Origin of the sequence: Microbulbifer yueqingensis, from assembly GCF_900100355.1 — a bacterium.
In the GTDB taxonomy this organism is placed as follows: Bacteria; Pseudomonadota; Gammaproteobacteria; order Pseudomonadales; family Cellvibrionaceae; genus Microbulbifer; species Microbulbifer yueqingensis.
The window spans coordinates 418,408-431,972 of sequence record NZ_FNFH01000003.1; the positions used below are offsets into that span (position 1 = coordinate 418,408).

Annotated in this window: 13 protein-coding genes; 1 reads left to right on the forward strand and 12 read right to left on the reverse strand. The window is 61.5% G+C overall.

Annotated elements, in window-relative coordinates; genetic code table 11:
• Positions 1 to 163: 163 nt before the first annotated feature.
• Positions 164 to 1,792 (reverse strand): alpha/beta hydrolase, encoded by a 1,629-nt coding sequence (locus tag BLT26_RS09035; RefSeq protein WP_091512376.1) that lies wholly within the window; start codon positions 1,790 to 1,792, stop codon positions 164 to 166.
• A 205-nt stretch (positions 1,793 to 1,997) separates the two neighbouring features.
• Here BLT26_RS09035 and BLT26_RS09040 point away from each other — a divergent pair, with 205 nt between their 5' ends.
• The gene (locus tag BLT26_RS09040; protein ID WP_091512380.1) at positions 1,998 to 2,300 is read left to right on the forward strand and encodes a hypothetical protein; all 303 of its coding nucleotides are present in this window, start codon (positions 1,998 to 2,000) and stop codon (positions 2,298 to 2,300) included.
• 40 nt (positions 2,301 to 2,340) lie between these two features.
• Here BLT26_RS09040 and BLT26_RS09045 read toward each other — a convergent pair whose 3' ends face one another.
• From BLT26_RS09045 to BLT26_RS09095, 11 genes are all read right to left on the reverse strand, one after another.
• The gene (locus BLT26_RS09045) at positions 2,341 to 2,805 is read right to left on the reverse strand and encodes a thioesterase family protein (RefSeq protein ID WP_091512384.1); all 465 of its coding nucleotides are present in this window, start codon (positions 2,803 to 2,805) and stop codon (positions 2,341 to 2,343) included.
• Positions 2,802 to 4,199, reverse strand: a complete 1,398-nt coding sequence (gene sthA / locus BLT26_RS09050) for a Si-specific NAD(P)(+) transhydrogenase (protein WP_091512387.1) — start codon at positions 4,197 to 4,199, stop codon at positions 2,802 to 2,804. Before sthA ends, BLT26_RS09045 begins: the two co-directional genes overlap by 4 nt.
• 61 nt (positions 4,200 to 4,260) lie before the next feature.
• Positions 4,261 to 4,500, reverse strand: coding sequence for a (Na+)-NQR maturation NqrM (gene nqrM / locus BLT26_RS09055; RefSeq protein WP_091512390.1), 240 nt, complete (start codon positions 4,498 to 4,500; stop codon positions 4,261 to 4,263).
• Positions 4,497 to 5,423 (reverse strand): FAD:protein FMN transferase, encoded by a 927-nt coding sequence (locus BLT26_RS09060; protein WP_175453071.1) that lies wholly within the window; start codon positions 5,421 to 5,423, stop codon positions 4,497 to 4,499. Before BLT26_RS09060 ends, nqrM begins: the two co-directional genes overlap by 4 nt.
• 164 nt (positions 5,424 to 5,587) lie before the next feature.
• Complete coding sequence (nqrF, locus tag BLT26_RS09065; protein WP_091512393.1) at positions 5,588 to 6,811, reverse strand: NADH:ubiquinone reductase (Na(+)-transporting) subunit F; 1,224 nt, start codon at positions 6,809 to 6,811, stop codon at positions 5,588 to 5,590.
• A gap of 18 nt (positions 6,812 to 6,829) precedes the next feature.
• Positions 6,830 to 7,438 carry an NADH:ubiquinone reductase (Na(+)-transporting) subunit E gene (gene nqrE, locus BLT26_RS09070; RefSeq protein WP_091512397.1) on the reverse strand — a complete coding sequence of 203 codons (609 nt, stop codon included), beginning with the start codon at positions 7,436 to 7,438 and terminating at the stop codon, positions 6,830 to 6,832.
• A 3-nt stretch (positions 7,439 to 7,441) separates the two neighbouring features.
• Positions 7,442 to 8,098 carry an NADH:ubiquinone reductase (Na(+)-transporting) subunit D gene (locus BLT26_RS09075; protein ID WP_091512400.1) on the reverse strand — a complete coding sequence of 219 codons (657 nt, stop codon included), beginning with the start codon at positions 8,096 to 8,098 and terminating at the stop codon, positions 7,442 to 7,444.
• Between the two features lie 2 nt (positions 8,099 to 8,100).
• Positions 8,101 to 8,883, reverse strand: coding sequence for a Na(+)-translocating NADH-quinone reductase subunit C (locus BLT26_RS09080; protein ID WP_091512403.1), 783 nt, complete (start codon positions 8,881 to 8,883; stop codon positions 8,101 to 8,103).
• Positions 8,876 to 10,087: an NADH:ubiquinone reductase (Na(+)-transporting) subunit B gene (locus BLT26_RS09085; RefSeq protein WP_091512406.1), complete on the reverse strand. Its 1,212-nt coding sequence runs from the start codon at positions 10,085 to 10,087 to the stop codon at positions 8,876 to 8,878. Before BLT26_RS09085 ends, BLT26_RS09080 begins: the two co-directional genes overlap by 8 nt.
• A 2-nt stretch (positions 10,088 to 10,089) precedes the next feature.
• Positions 10,090 to 11,430 carry a Na(+)-translocating NADH-quinone reductase subunit A gene (locus tag BLT26_RS09090; protein WP_091512411.1) on the reverse strand — a complete coding sequence of 447 codons (1,341 nt, stop codon included), beginning with the start codon at positions 11,428 to 11,430 and terminating at the stop codon, positions 10,090 to 10,092.
• A gap of 366 nt (positions 11,431 to 11,796) precedes the next feature.
• Positions 11,797 to 13,257: a glyceraldehyde-3-phosphate dehydrogenase gene (locus BLT26_RS09095; protein ID WP_091513354.1), complete on the reverse strand. Its 1,461-nt coding sequence runs from the start codon at positions 13,255 to 13,257 to the stop codon at positions 11,797 to 11,799.
• Between the last annotated feature and the right edge of the window lie 308 nt (positions 13,258 to 13,565).

Sequence of the window (13,565 nt, forward strand, 5' to 3'; positions counted from 1 at the left end):
TCCGTACGCCGGTCCGTACGCCGGAAAGGTGCGCTTACCGGTTACAAAGTGATTCGACACTGGCGGATATTCGGCACTGCAGGGCCGTTGCGGGTCAGATACGGCAATCATAGGGGGTGATTTAAACGGAAATAGCGCAAGAAATCCAAGTAATTGGACAAAGTCAGCGCTCGTTGTATCCCTGCAGCCGTTTTTTGAGTCGCTCGAGGCCGGACTTGCCCCAGCCCCCGGGTTCTGTCAACGCCAGCCAGGCGAGGATGTAATCCGACGGCGCATAGCTATGGCCGTAGCCCATGGGCGCGACGCCCGCGTGCATGTCCGCGGCGAGCTGGAACATGGTCACGACCGGGTACCATTGCAGCTCGGACGACACCCCGGGGCCCCGCGGGCGTTCCATCCAGGCCGGTTTCCGCAACAGCGCGTCGGGAGTGAAGAACACAATCGGGTCGCTCGCATGCTGCAGGTAGGCAATGCGGAAATTACCCCAGGGTTTCTTACCGCGGTAACCCCCGTGGTGGTTGCCGAAGCGCACTACCGCGCCACCGCGAAACATGGGCAGCCAGGCCGGGGAGCCGGGGTCCCGCCCGGCGGTCACCGCGCGCCAGGTATCGCTCCGGAAAGGCGGGCCGGTCCAGAGCGCGCCGTGGAATGGATCGTCGATGATGTCGTAGAAATCGAAAGAGCGGTCGGAGTTGAGCGCTCCCAGGCTCAACCCGAACAGGTAGAGCTCGGGGCGGCTATCGCGCGGCAGCTTGCGCCAGTACCCGTAAACCGCACGGAACAGGGCCTCCGCCGTCTCCCTCCCGTAGGCGTCCTCGGTCATCAGGGCGATGGGGCTGGGCAGATAGGAGTACTGGGTTGCGACGCTGGCAATGTCGCCACGGTGCAGGTACTCGACGGAATTGATGGCACCCGGGTCCACCCAACCGGTCCCGGTCGGGGTGATCAGGAGCACGACCGAGCGATCGAACCCCCCCACCCGCTTGAATTCCTCCAGCGCCAGCTGTGCGCGTTCCTCCGGGGTGTCGGCGGCGTTCAGCCCCACGTAGACCCGGATCGGGTCCATCCCCTCACCGGCAACCTCGCGGATATCGTCGGCGGTCGGCCCCAGTGCGAGATAGCGGCGTCCCTGGTGGCCCATGTCCTGCCAGCGTACCAGGGACCGGGCGCCCCCCGGCTTGTCTGGATCAGCGGGCGCGGGCAGGTCCGGCTCCATGCGCGCATCGAGCTGTCGGTATACCGAGTCCACCGCCCGCAGGCCAGCCATTAACAACACATCGCTGACAAGCGCCCAGAAAAGCGCGAACGCGGCGACAAGTCCCAGCACCATGGAAACCCGCGGGGGAATGCGGTGCTCCAGCCTGCGGGAAAGGAACCGCATCGTACGCCGGAAGCCCCTGGCCACACCCAGTACGACCATGAATACCACAATCGCAACCAGGGCAATGGTAAAGGGCCGCACGCCCGCTACCGCTCCCAGTCCCATTGCCTCACGAACCGAGTTCTGCCAGCCGGTGGCCTGCCACAGGAAAACGACCACCAGCGCCGCGCAGACCGCGGCGCAGCACCAGACGAGAACCGTGCGGGTGCGGCCAGCCGGAAGCGGCAGCCCGAGGAAACGCCAGAGCCAGGCAAGGAGGCTGCCAAAGCCGTATCCCGCGGCGAATGACAGACCGGAGACTATGCCCTGCATCAGGGCGTCGCGGGGAATCAGGGATGGGGTCAGCGACAGCGCGAAGAACAGGGTTCCGACCAGCAAGCCGGGAATTGAGAAAAGAGCTCCAGGGCGCATCCGTGACCATCCATGGAACAGGGTTCACTTCCAGCCTAGCACAGCGGCTGCCCGCGCCAGCGTCGGAAAAACGTGAATATTGGCAAGTGTTTAGGCAGAATATCTGCTTTAATGGCGCAAGAAGCCGTTAACAGTCGCCGCAAGGCGCTACCAGCGCCTGCCGGGGCGAAGAATAATGAGAGAACCCGTTCGCCGGAGCACACCAATGTACCGCAATACCACCAACCTCACCCGCCTGCGCGCCGTGGCCGGCGCCCTCGTACTGGGCTTTTCCGCCAGCGCTGCCGCCGAAACCGTGGAAGTCCCGGTAGGAAGCCAGGGAATGGTTGCCGAGGCCTCCTCGCTGCGCGGGCTGGACAAGGACCAGGTGACCGCGCGCCTGGGTGAGCCCGTTGGGATCCAGGGCCCGGTGGGTGACCCGGCCATCTCGCGGTGGGAATACGCCGACTATTACGTATATTTCGAGTGGGACAAAGTGCTGCACGTGGTCAGCAAGCCGCGGGGATAAATCCACGCGCCAGGGCTTACCGCGGTAAGCCCTGCCCGCTTCAGTAGAGGTAGGTCGCAGTGCCGGTGGCAATCAGCTCCTCGGCATCATTGAAAAGCTCCATCCGCGTCACGACAAGCTTGTTGCCCGTGCGCAGGATCGAGCCCCGACACAGAAAGTGCTCTCCCCTGCCGGGCTTCAGGTAATCCACGCGCATATCCACGGTGCCGAGTTTCGATAGCCGCTCGGTCTTCTCTTTCCAGTGGATATCCCCCATACGCTGGTACGCGGCGACCATAGCCGTCAGGCCACCGACAGTGTCCAGCGCGGTGGCGATTACTCCCCCGTGCAGGATCTTCTTCCAGATATTGCCGATCAGTTCCGGCCGCAACTCGAAAGCGGCCGACAGGGTCAGCCGCTCCAGGTCGAGTTCGCGCATTTCCAGCCCGATCTGCCGGTTGAAGGGAATCTGCTCGAAGAATCCCCTGACCAGCTCGCGGAATTCACCCGGCGAGGGTTCGGTCACAGTCGCATTACCCGGTTAAGCCCGTCCAGCGCGGCACTGCGGTAGGCCTCCGCCATGGTCGGGTAGTTGAAGGTGGTATTGACGAAGAAATCGATCACATTGTTCGGTGCCGGCTGCTTCATGATCGCCTGGCCGATATGCACGATCTCCGCCGCCTCGGCGCCAAAACAGTGGATGCCGAGAATCTCGTGGGTCTCGATATGGAACAGGATCTTGAGCATGCCGACGCGCTCACCGGAAATCTGCGCCCGCGCGGTATGCTTGAACAGCGCCCGGCCCACCTCATAGGGAACCCTGGCCGCTGTGAGCTCAGACTCTGTCTGCCCGACGGAGGAGATCTCCGGCAGGGTGTAGATACCGGTCGGCGCGTCCTCGATCACCCGGTGTCCCCGGCCGGCAATCGCGGCAGCCACCGCACGACCCTGGTCATAGGAGGCACTTGCCAGGCTCGGCCAGCCGATCACGTCGCCCACGGCATAGATGCTGTCCACCTCGGTGCAGTAGTGCTCGTCCACCTTCAGTTGCCCGCGATGGTTGGCCTCGAGGCCCACATTCTCCAGTCCCAGCGAGCCGGTGTTGCCTGACCGGCCGTTACACCACAGCAATGCATCGGCATGGATACGCTTGCCGGACTGCATTTCCATGATCACCCCGTTATCGGTGGGAACCACCTTCGCGTATTCCTCGCGGTGGCGCACCGTAACCCCCATGTCGCGCAGGTGGTAGCTCAGCGCGTCCGAGATCTCGTCATCGAGGAATTCCAGCAGGCTATCGCGGGTGTTGATCAGGTCAACCTTGATACCCAGTGCCGCGAAAATCGAGGCGTACTCACAGCCGATCACGCCCGCCCCGTAGATCATGATGGAATGCGGGGTGTGCTGCATGTCCAGGATCGTATCGCTGTCGTACACACGCGGGTGATTGAAATTTACATCCGCGGGCCTGTAGGGACGGGAGCCGGTTGCAACAATGAACTTCTCCGCTTTCAGCACTTCCGTGGCCCCATCCTGGAGCAGGACTTCCACGGTATGGGCGTCGCGGAAACGCGCCTCGCCGATAATCAGCTCGACACGGTTGCGGGCATAAAAGCTGGTGTGCATCTCCACCTGGTAATTGATGACCTTGTGGACGGTCTCCATCACCTGCGGGAATGTGAGTCGCCGGGGCTCGCCCAGGGCGCGGAAAACCGCCTGGGTGTTATAGCGCATCAACTGCTTTACCGAGTGGCGCAGTGCCTTGGACGGGATGGTCCCCTTGTGGGTACAGTTGCCCCCTACCGCCGGGCGCTTTTCGATCACAGCCGCGCGCATGCCCTTCTTGGCCGCGCTCATCGCCGCCGCCTCTCCGGCGGGGCCTGATCCGATAACTACCAGGTCAAATTTCTGCTCTGCCATCTACCAGCTCTGTTTTGATGTTTTGATTTTCGGTATCAATGCGGCCCTCTTGGGTCCGCAATCAGTGTTTTTTGGTCGCGTCGTATGCCAGGTCGGCCTGCTGCGCGACTTTCTCCTGTCGCTCCTGCTCCTTGCGGCACTCGTCGTCGTCACCGCCGCAGATTTCACAGTCCTGCTTCATACCGATTTTGTTCAGTCCACCGCAGGAACCCTTGAGGGGTTTGTTCTGCAAGATGGCGCCCAGCGCCATTCCGGTCACGATAAGCACCATGGCTACGAAGGCAAAGATATAAATAGTCACGATTCAGATCCCTCCAGGTAGGGAGTAAATGCGCTGCTGAAACGCTCTTCAAAACCGTTGTCGGTCTTCACCAGCATGAATACGGCCAAGCCTTCCCGCTCTGCCAATTTTAATCCCGCATCTGCGCCCATCACATTCAGGGCGGTCGCGAGGCCGTCAGCCTCGGCGCATATATCAGCAATCACGGTGACAGAAGCAAGCCGGTGCTGCAAAGGCCTGCCGGTGCGCGGATCGATACTGTGGGAGTAACGCACCCCGTCCCGCTCGTAGTAATTGCGGTAATCGCCACTGGTCGCCACGGCGCGGCCACTGACGCGCACCGGCTTGTGCACCACCTGCCCCGCGCGGGTCGGGCTCTCGATGCCGATACGCCATTCGTCACCACCGGGGTTGTGGCCCAGGGTCCTGAGCTCCCCGCCAATTTCCACCAGGTAATTCTCGATGCCCTGCTCTTCCAGCAGCTGCGCCACCCGATCGACACCGTGCCCCTTGGCGATAGCCGACAAGTCCAGCTGCACATCGCGGGTCCGGGTCAGTCGGGGCGGGTTGCGCTCCAGCTCCAGGGCGTCGGAGCCGACCAGTCCCAGCAGCCGGTCGATTTCCTCCTGCCCCGGTACCTTCTCCGGCTCGGGAGTGGGGCCGAAGCCCCACAGGTTCACCAGCGGACCCACGGTGATATCGAAAGCCCCGCCGCTGCGCTCGTTTATATCGATGGAGAGCCCCACTACGTCCGCCAGCGGCTCGCTGATCGCCACCGGTTCGCCTATCGGGCCGGCATTGAAGCGCATCAGCTCGGAATCGGGGATATAGGTGGACATCTCCCGGTTTACCGCTTCCAGCTCCTGCTCGATCAACTCCTGCAGAGACTCCTTTGCGACCTCCGCCGGGGGAGCCACCACAGTGATGTGATACCGGGTACCCATAGTGGGCCCCGACAGCTTCCAGCTCTCGGTATCCGGGCCACACCCTGTGAGGAAGGCAGCGGTAAGCAGTGACGTGCACACAAGCAAAAACAGGGCCCGGAATGCGGGCCCTGTTTTTGTTGTTATCGGGTGATTCGATGCTCTGGGCAATTCACTCACTCCGATCAGCCACCGAAGTCATCCAGCAGGATATTGTCATCCTCAACACCGAGGTCCTTCAGCATATTAATGACGGCTGCGTTCATCATGGGCGGACCGCACATGTAGTACTCGCAGTCCTCCGGCGCCGGGTGATCCTTCAGATAGTTTTCGTAAACCACGTTGTGAATGAACCCGGTGTAACCGGTCCAGTTATCCTCCGGCTGCGGATCGGACAGCGCCACGTGCCACTGGAAGTTGTCGAACTCTTCCTGCAGGCCGTTGTAATCGTCCTCGTAGAACATCTCCCGCAGGGAGCGCGCACCGTACCAGAAGCTGATCTTGCGGCTGCTGTTCAGGCGCTTGAGCTGGTCGAAGATGTGCGAGCGCATCGGTGCCATACCGGCACCACCGCCGATAAAGACCATCTCATTGTCGGTTTCCTTGGCAAAAAACTCACCGAAGGGACCGTAAACCCTGATCTTGTCGCCCGGCTTCAGGTTGAACACATAGGAAGACATCTGGCCCGGGGGAACACCCTCGGTGCGCGGCGGCGGGGTGGCGATACGGATGTTGAACTTCACCACGCCCTTCTCTTCCGGGTAGTTCGCCATGGAATAGGCGCGAACCACCGGCTCGGTGACCTTGGACTCCAGGTTGAAGAAGCCAAAGTGCTCCCAGTCACCGCGGTACTCTTCCTCGATGTCGAAATCGGAGAATTTCACATGGTGGGGCGGCGCCTCCAGCTGTACGTAACCGCCAGCACGGAAGTCAACATTCTCGCCTTCCGGCAGCTTCAGGGTCAGCTCTTTAATGAAAGTAGCCACGTTCGGGTTGGATTCCACAGTGCATTCCCACTGCTTCACACCGAACACCTCTTCCGGCACCTCAATTTCCATGTCCTGCTTGACTGCCACCTGGCAGGACAGGCGCTTGCCCTGCTTGGCCTCGCGCGGGGTGAAGTGAGCAGCCTCGGTAGGCAGCATATCGCCACCACCGGCCACCACCTTGCACACACACTGGGCGCAGCTGCCGCCGCCGCCACAGGCAGAGGCCAGGAACAGGTTGTTGGCCGCCAGGGTCTGCAGCAGCTTGCCGCCGGCGGGCACGGTCAGGGTCTTCTCACCGTTTACCAGGATATTGACGTTACCGGTGTTTACCAGGCGGGAGCGGGCGACAAGGATCACTGCCACCAGCGCCAGCACGATGACGGTAAACATCGCAACGCCGAGAATAATTTCGAGATTCATGGTATTGCGTTCCCCCGCTTAGATATCGATACCGCCGAAGGACATGAAGCCGAGCGACATCAGACCAACGGTGATAAAGGTGATACCCAGGCCCTGCAGGCCTTCGGGCACGTCACTGTACTTTAGCTTCTCGCGGATGCCCGCCAGCGCGGTAATCGCCAGCGCCCAGCCGAGACCGGCGCCGAAGCCATAAGCCACACTCTCGCCGAAGTTGTATTCGCGCTCTACCATGAACAGGGATGCACCCATGATGGCGCAGTTCACGGTGATCAGCGGCAGGAATACACCCAGGGCGTTGTAGAGTGCCGGCACATACTTGTCCAGGAACATCTCGAGGATCTGCACCAGGGCGGCAATTACGCCGATATAGGACAGCAGGCCCAGGAAGCTCAGGTCCACATCCGGGTAACCCGCCCAGGCAAGTGCGCCGTCTTTCAGCAGGTATGTGTAGATCAGGTTGTTGACCGGCACAGTCAGGGTCAGTACGACGATAACCGCCACACCGAGGCCCACGGCCGCCTCGATCTTCTTGGACACGGCCAGGAAGGTACACATGCCCAGGAAGAAGGCCAGCGCCATGTTCTCGACGAACACTGCGCGGACAATCAGAGAAATATACTGTTCCACTTATCAGGCCTCCTGCGCTTTGGTGTTGGGCGCAATCTTGAACTCCGGTTCTTCCACCTGGGCCGGCTTCCAGGCGCGGATTGCCCAGATGAACAGGCCGATCAGGAAGAAGGCACTCGGCGGCAGCAGCAGCATGCCATTTGGCACATACCAGCCACCGTTGTTCACGGTCTGCAGGATCTCGACACCCAGCAGCTTGCCGGCACCGAACAGCTCGCGGATAACCGCCAGGCCGATCAGGATCACGCTGTAGCCGAGGCCGTTGCCGAGGCCGTCGAAGAAGCTGGCCGCGGGGCCGTTCTTCATGGCGAAGGCTTCTGCCCGGCCCATCACGATACAGTTGGTGATGATCAGGCCGACAAATACAGACAGCTGCTTGGAGATGTCATAGGCCAGCGCCTTGATCACCTGGTCCACCAGGATTACCAGCGAGGCAATCACGGTCATCTGTACGATGATCCGGATGCTGTTCGGGATCTGGGTGCGGATCAGGGAGACCAGCACGTTGGAACAGCACACCACCACGGTCAGCGCCACACACATAACCAGCGTCACTTTCAGGGAGCTGGTTACCGCCAGCGCGGAACAGATACCGAGGATCTGCAGCGCAATGGGGTTGTTGTTAAAAATGGGTTCCAGCAGAGTATCTTTGGTTTTCATGCTCACGCCTCCCCTGCTTTCAGGTTTTCCAGGAAGGGACCGTAGCCCTCGCTGCCGAGCCAGAATTCGATCAGGTTGCTGACGCCCCGGCTGGTCAGGGTAGCGCCAGACAGGCCGTCAATCTTGTACTCGGCGTTCGGGGTGTCCTTGTCGACACTGCCCTTGACGACGCTGAGGCCGACTTCGCCACTGTCGAGATAGACAGTCTTGCCGTGCCACAGGGCCTTCCAGTTGGGGTTGTCCACCTCACCGCCCAGTCCCGGGGTCTCCTTGTGTTCGTAGAACCCGATACCGGCAACTGTATTGAGATCGTTCTCAAGCGCGAGGAAGCCGTAAAGCTGTCCCCAGAGGCCGTAACCGCGCACCGGCAGGATGATCTTCTGCAGTTCGCCGTTCTCCTCCACCAGGAACACTTCCTTGATGTTTTCCCGGCGGCTGATCTTGGCGATATCCTCGGCGGGAGTCATCTTCTGGCTCGCGTCGGGGATTTTGGCTGCGGCGCGGCCGCTGCCACCAGCCGGCTCTTCGTCGGTGAAGGTGCCATTGCGAAGGTCAACGTACTTGATGCTGACTTTCGCGAACGCCTCTTCCACCGCCGCCTTGCCGGCCTGGTCGGGCTCGATCAGGTCGCCCGCCAGCAGCACATTGCGCTTCAGGTCCAGCGCCGCATTGGCCTGCTGCATCGGCTTGAGCATGACCGCCGCGGTGGAGACCACGACGGAGCACACGATACACAGCACCAGCGCTACGATCAGGGTGCCTTTGACAGAATCTTTATTAGCCACGTGCCAGCCTCCGTTTGATATTGGACTGCACCACGAAGTGGTCAAACAGCGGGGCGAACAGGTTGGCGAACAGGATCGCCAGCATGATGCCTTCGGGGAAGGCAGGGTTCACGACGCGGATCAGGACCGTCATGACGCCGATCAGCATGCCGTAATACCAGCGACCCAGGTTGGTCATTGCTGCCGACACCGGGTCGGTGGTCATGAAGATCAGGCCGAAGGCAAAACCACCAACTACCAGGTGCCAGTACCAGGGCACATTGAAGAAGGGGTTGGTGTCGGAACCGATCAGGTTGAAGATCAGGGAGGTGGCCATCATGCCCAGCAGGGTTCCAGCCACGATCCGCCAGCTGGCGATCTTCATGCCCATCAGGATGACGCCGGCGATCAGGATAACCAGGGTGGAGGTCTCACCGATGGAGCCGTGCATGTTACCCAGGAACGCGTCCCACCAGGTCAGCGGGCCCGCGGCCGCCTGGACCACACCGTTCTGCACGCCCTCGCTGGCCAGTACGGACAGCGCAGTCGCGCCGGAGTAGCCGTCCACTGCGGTCCACACCATGTCACCGGACATGGAAGCCGGGTAGGCGAAATACAGGAAGGCACGGCCGGTCAGTGCCGGGTTGAGGAAGTTTTTGCCGGTACCACCGAACACTTCCTTACCGATCACCACACCGAAGCTGATACCCATTCCCACCAGCCACAGCGGCAGGTCCGGCGGGCAGGCCAGCGCAAACAGGATAGAGGTTACAAAGAAGCCCTCGTTCACCTCATGCCCGCGCACGGCTGCGAACAATACCTCCCAGATACCGCCGATGACGAAGGTCACCAGGTAAATGGGGAGGAAGAACATGGCACCGTAGACGAAGTTGTCCCAAGTGCTGGCCGGGTTGTAGCTGGTCAGCGCACCGATAATCGCGTGGCGCCAGCCCTCGAACTCGGTGGTACCCATGTCGGCAATAATCAGGTTGGACTGGTAGCCGATGTTCCACATGCCGAAGAAGGCCGCCAGCATGGCACAGGCCCAGACGCTGATCATAATGCGCTTCAGGTCGATACCGTCGCGCACGTGCGCCGTGGTCTTGGTGCGTTCGGACGGCTGGAACAGGCCAGTGTCCACCGCCTCGTACAGCGCGTAGAACTTTTCATATTTGCCGCCCTTGTGAAAGTGCGGCTCGATGGAATCAAGGAATTTGCGCAGCATCCTTAGCCCTCCTTCTCAATACGGGTCAGGTTGTCCCGCAAAATGGGGCCGTATTCATACTTGCCCGGACACACGAAGGTACACAGGGCCAGGTCTTCCTCCGCCAGTTCCAGCGCACCCAGTTGCTGGGCAGTGGCGGTATCGCCCACGATCAACGCACGCAGCAGCTGCGTCGGCAGGATATCCAGTGGCATCACCTTCTCATAGGTACCAATCGGCACCATGGCGCGCTCGGAACCATTGGTGCTGGTGGTAAAGTCGAACCGCTTGTTCTTGAACAGGCGGGACAGGTAGATGGGGAAAGCGGAGAAGCGCTTGTTGCCGGCACGCAGGTAGTGCAGGAACGGACGCTCGTGGCCTTCCTTGAGCACGCTGACCTGGTTGGCATAGCGCCCCAGGTAACCCAGCGGCCCCTCGGCGGCACGGCCACCGAAAACAGAACCGGAAACAATGCGGTTATCACCGTCTTGCAGCTCCCCTGCAGTCAGCTCGACCAGGCTCGCACCCAGCCGGGTGCGCAGCAGGCGGGGCTGCTTGACCTGCGGCCCCCCGAGAGCGACCACGCGGTCGGTGAACAGGCGGCCGGTCTGGAACAGCTTGCCCACGGCAATCACATCCTGGTAGCCGATGGTCACAACGGTGCGACCTGCACGGACCGGGCTGAGGAAGTGAATGTGGGTGCCGGGCAGGCCCGCGGGGTGCGGACCGGCGAAGGCTTCGCGGCTCACACCGGGTGCATCCGGCACCGGGATATCGGCATCGGGGGCGGTGCATACGAAGGTTTTCTCCGCCAGGCGGGACAGGATCTCAACGCCCTGGCTGAAGGCTTCGCGGTGTTCGGCGATGATCAGGGCCGGATCGGCGGCCAGCGGATTGGTGTCCATCGCGTTGATGAACACGGCCGCGGGCTCCAGGTCCAGCGCCGGAACCTTGCTGAACGGACGGGTCCGCAGGGCGGTCCACATGCCGGACTCAACCAGGTTCTCCCGCACCTGCTCAGCGGTCAGGGTCTTGAGCTGGTCGGCGCCGTAGGCGGCAAACTGCTCAGCCTCGTCACCTTCGATCTCGATAACCACCGACTGCAGTGCGCGGCGGGCGCCGCGATTAATGGCGACAACCTTGCCAGCCGCGGGTGCCGTGTAGCGGACACCCTCGGTTTTCTTGTCGGTAAACAGCAGCTGTCCGAGTTTGACGCTGTCCCCCTCAGCCACCGCCATGGTCGGCTTCATCCCGTGGTAATCGGGGCCGAGCACGGCGACGGTCTTGAGTGCAGGGCCATCGTGGATGACCTGCTCGGGCGCGCCGGATATGGGTAAATCCAATCCCCGACGGATCTTTCTCATACGCCTATGCCTAAGTTTCTAGTTTAAGAAAGTATGCGAATACAGCCATCAGGCCGGGCGTACCCCTGCCCTGGCCGGAGGCTGCACTCTGGAATTCACGCGCTGCGAGGACTTAAACCGCTTGGTGCCCGGCAGACGGGCAGGAGGTAGCAAGGCGGCCCCACGAAACCGCGCGCATTATAAAGATGGGTCCGTCGCTTTACCAGAGTCCAGGGGGTCGAATTGGCGTATAGGAGGGAAATTTTTGCTGGAAAAACAAGGATTTGAGATAACGGGTCGGCCGGGGCCTGCCGGCGCCGGCCGCCCCGCCAGTGCGGCCTTCAGGCCGCCGGCGGGACCGGCGGCCACAGTGACCGCCGGGACAGGTCAGTCCTTGACCGGGAAAACCTTGTAGCGCACTCCTGCCATGTCCTCCAGGCAGCGCACCACCTGGCAGCTGTAACCGAACTCGTTGTCGTACCAGCAGTACAGCACGGCGTTATTACCGTCGACGATGGTCGCGATGGAGTCGAACACACAGGCGCGACGGGAGCCAACAAAGTCACAGGACACCACTTCAGGTGAGTTGGTGTAGTCGATCTGCTGGCGCAGTGGCGAATGCAGGGCCACCTCACGGACGTACTCGTTGAGCTCCTCCTTGGTAGTCTCCTTGCCCAGCCGCAGGTTCAGGATCGCCATGGATACGTTCGGGGTCGGAACCCGGATAGCATTTCCGGTCAACTTACCCTTCAGCTCAGGCAGCGCCTTGGCGACGGCTTTGGCCGCGCCGGTCTCGGTCAGGACCATATTCAGCGCTGCCGCCCTGCCGCGACGCTCACCCTTGTGGTAGTTGTCGATCAGGTTCTGGTCGTTGGTATAGGCATGCACGGTTTCCACGTGGCCGTGCTCGACCCCGAAGCCGTCCATCATCGCCTTCAGCACCGGCACAATGGCATTGGTGGTGCAGGAGGCAGCGGAGATGATCTTGTCATCATCCTTGATGTCATCGTTGTTGATGCCGTAAACGATGTTCTTGATATCGCCCTTGCCGGGAGCGGTGAGGATGACCTTGGAGGCGCCGGGGCTCTCCAGGTGCTGGCTCAGGCCCTCCTCGTCACGCCATACACCGGTGGAGTCCACCACGATGGCATCGTGGATGCCGTGCTGGGTGTAGTCCACTTCCTGCGGGGAGTTGGCGTAGATGACCTTGATCTCGTTGCCGTTGCAGATCAGCGAGCTGGTCTCCTCGTCCACGCGGATTGTGCCCTTGAAGGCGCCGTGCACGGAATCGCGGCGCAGCAGGGAGGCGCGCTTGACCAGGTCGTTATCCGCCTTGCCCTTGCGCAGCACGATGGCCCGCAGGCGCAGGACGTCGCCACTGCCCGCCTTCTCGATCAGCAGGCGCGCCACCAGGCGGCCAATACGGCCGAAACCGTAGATCACAACATCCCGCGGTTGCGGGATCGGCTTGCCGGCACCCTCGGCCTCGGCCAGCTCCTCGCGGACGAACTCGTCCACGGACATGCCGCGATCGTCGCGCATGTATTTGTTGGTCAGGGTGCCCAGGTCTATGTGCACCGGACCCAGGTCCAGCTTGGTCATGGCTTCCAGCACCGGGTAGGTTTCCCACTCGGACAGCTCGTTGCCCTCAACCTGCCGCACAAAACGGTGCGCCTTCATGATGCTCAACACGGAGCGGTTTACCAGGTTGCGGCCGTACATGTAGATACCGACGTTACGCTCGCGGTTGAGCTTGCCGATCATCGGGATCATGGATTCGGCCAGCGCTTCGCGCTCTTTCCAGTCCTTGAAAAAATCCGCGGGCTTGGGTCGCTTCTGAGTCACTATCAGACACCTCTGCAATCAGTTGTGTAGGCAGGCAAAACACGGCTGGCAACAGGGGCCCAGGCCGCGTGGCTGCGCATTATCAGGATATGCCCGGGGGCGCGCAACCGAGCAAAAAAACGCCTGAAAATTGTAGTAAAACTACCAGTTCATCCCCACGGATCCCCTCGGCGAAAAGCCGCTTTGCAGGGCCGTCCCGGACCCCGACACTGGCTGTCGGGGGAACCCGGCCTGCACCGCCAGTTGTTCACAGTTACAATAGCCACCGCCCCGGGCCAAAGCCCGCCTGAAAGCGTGGATATACAAGGTAC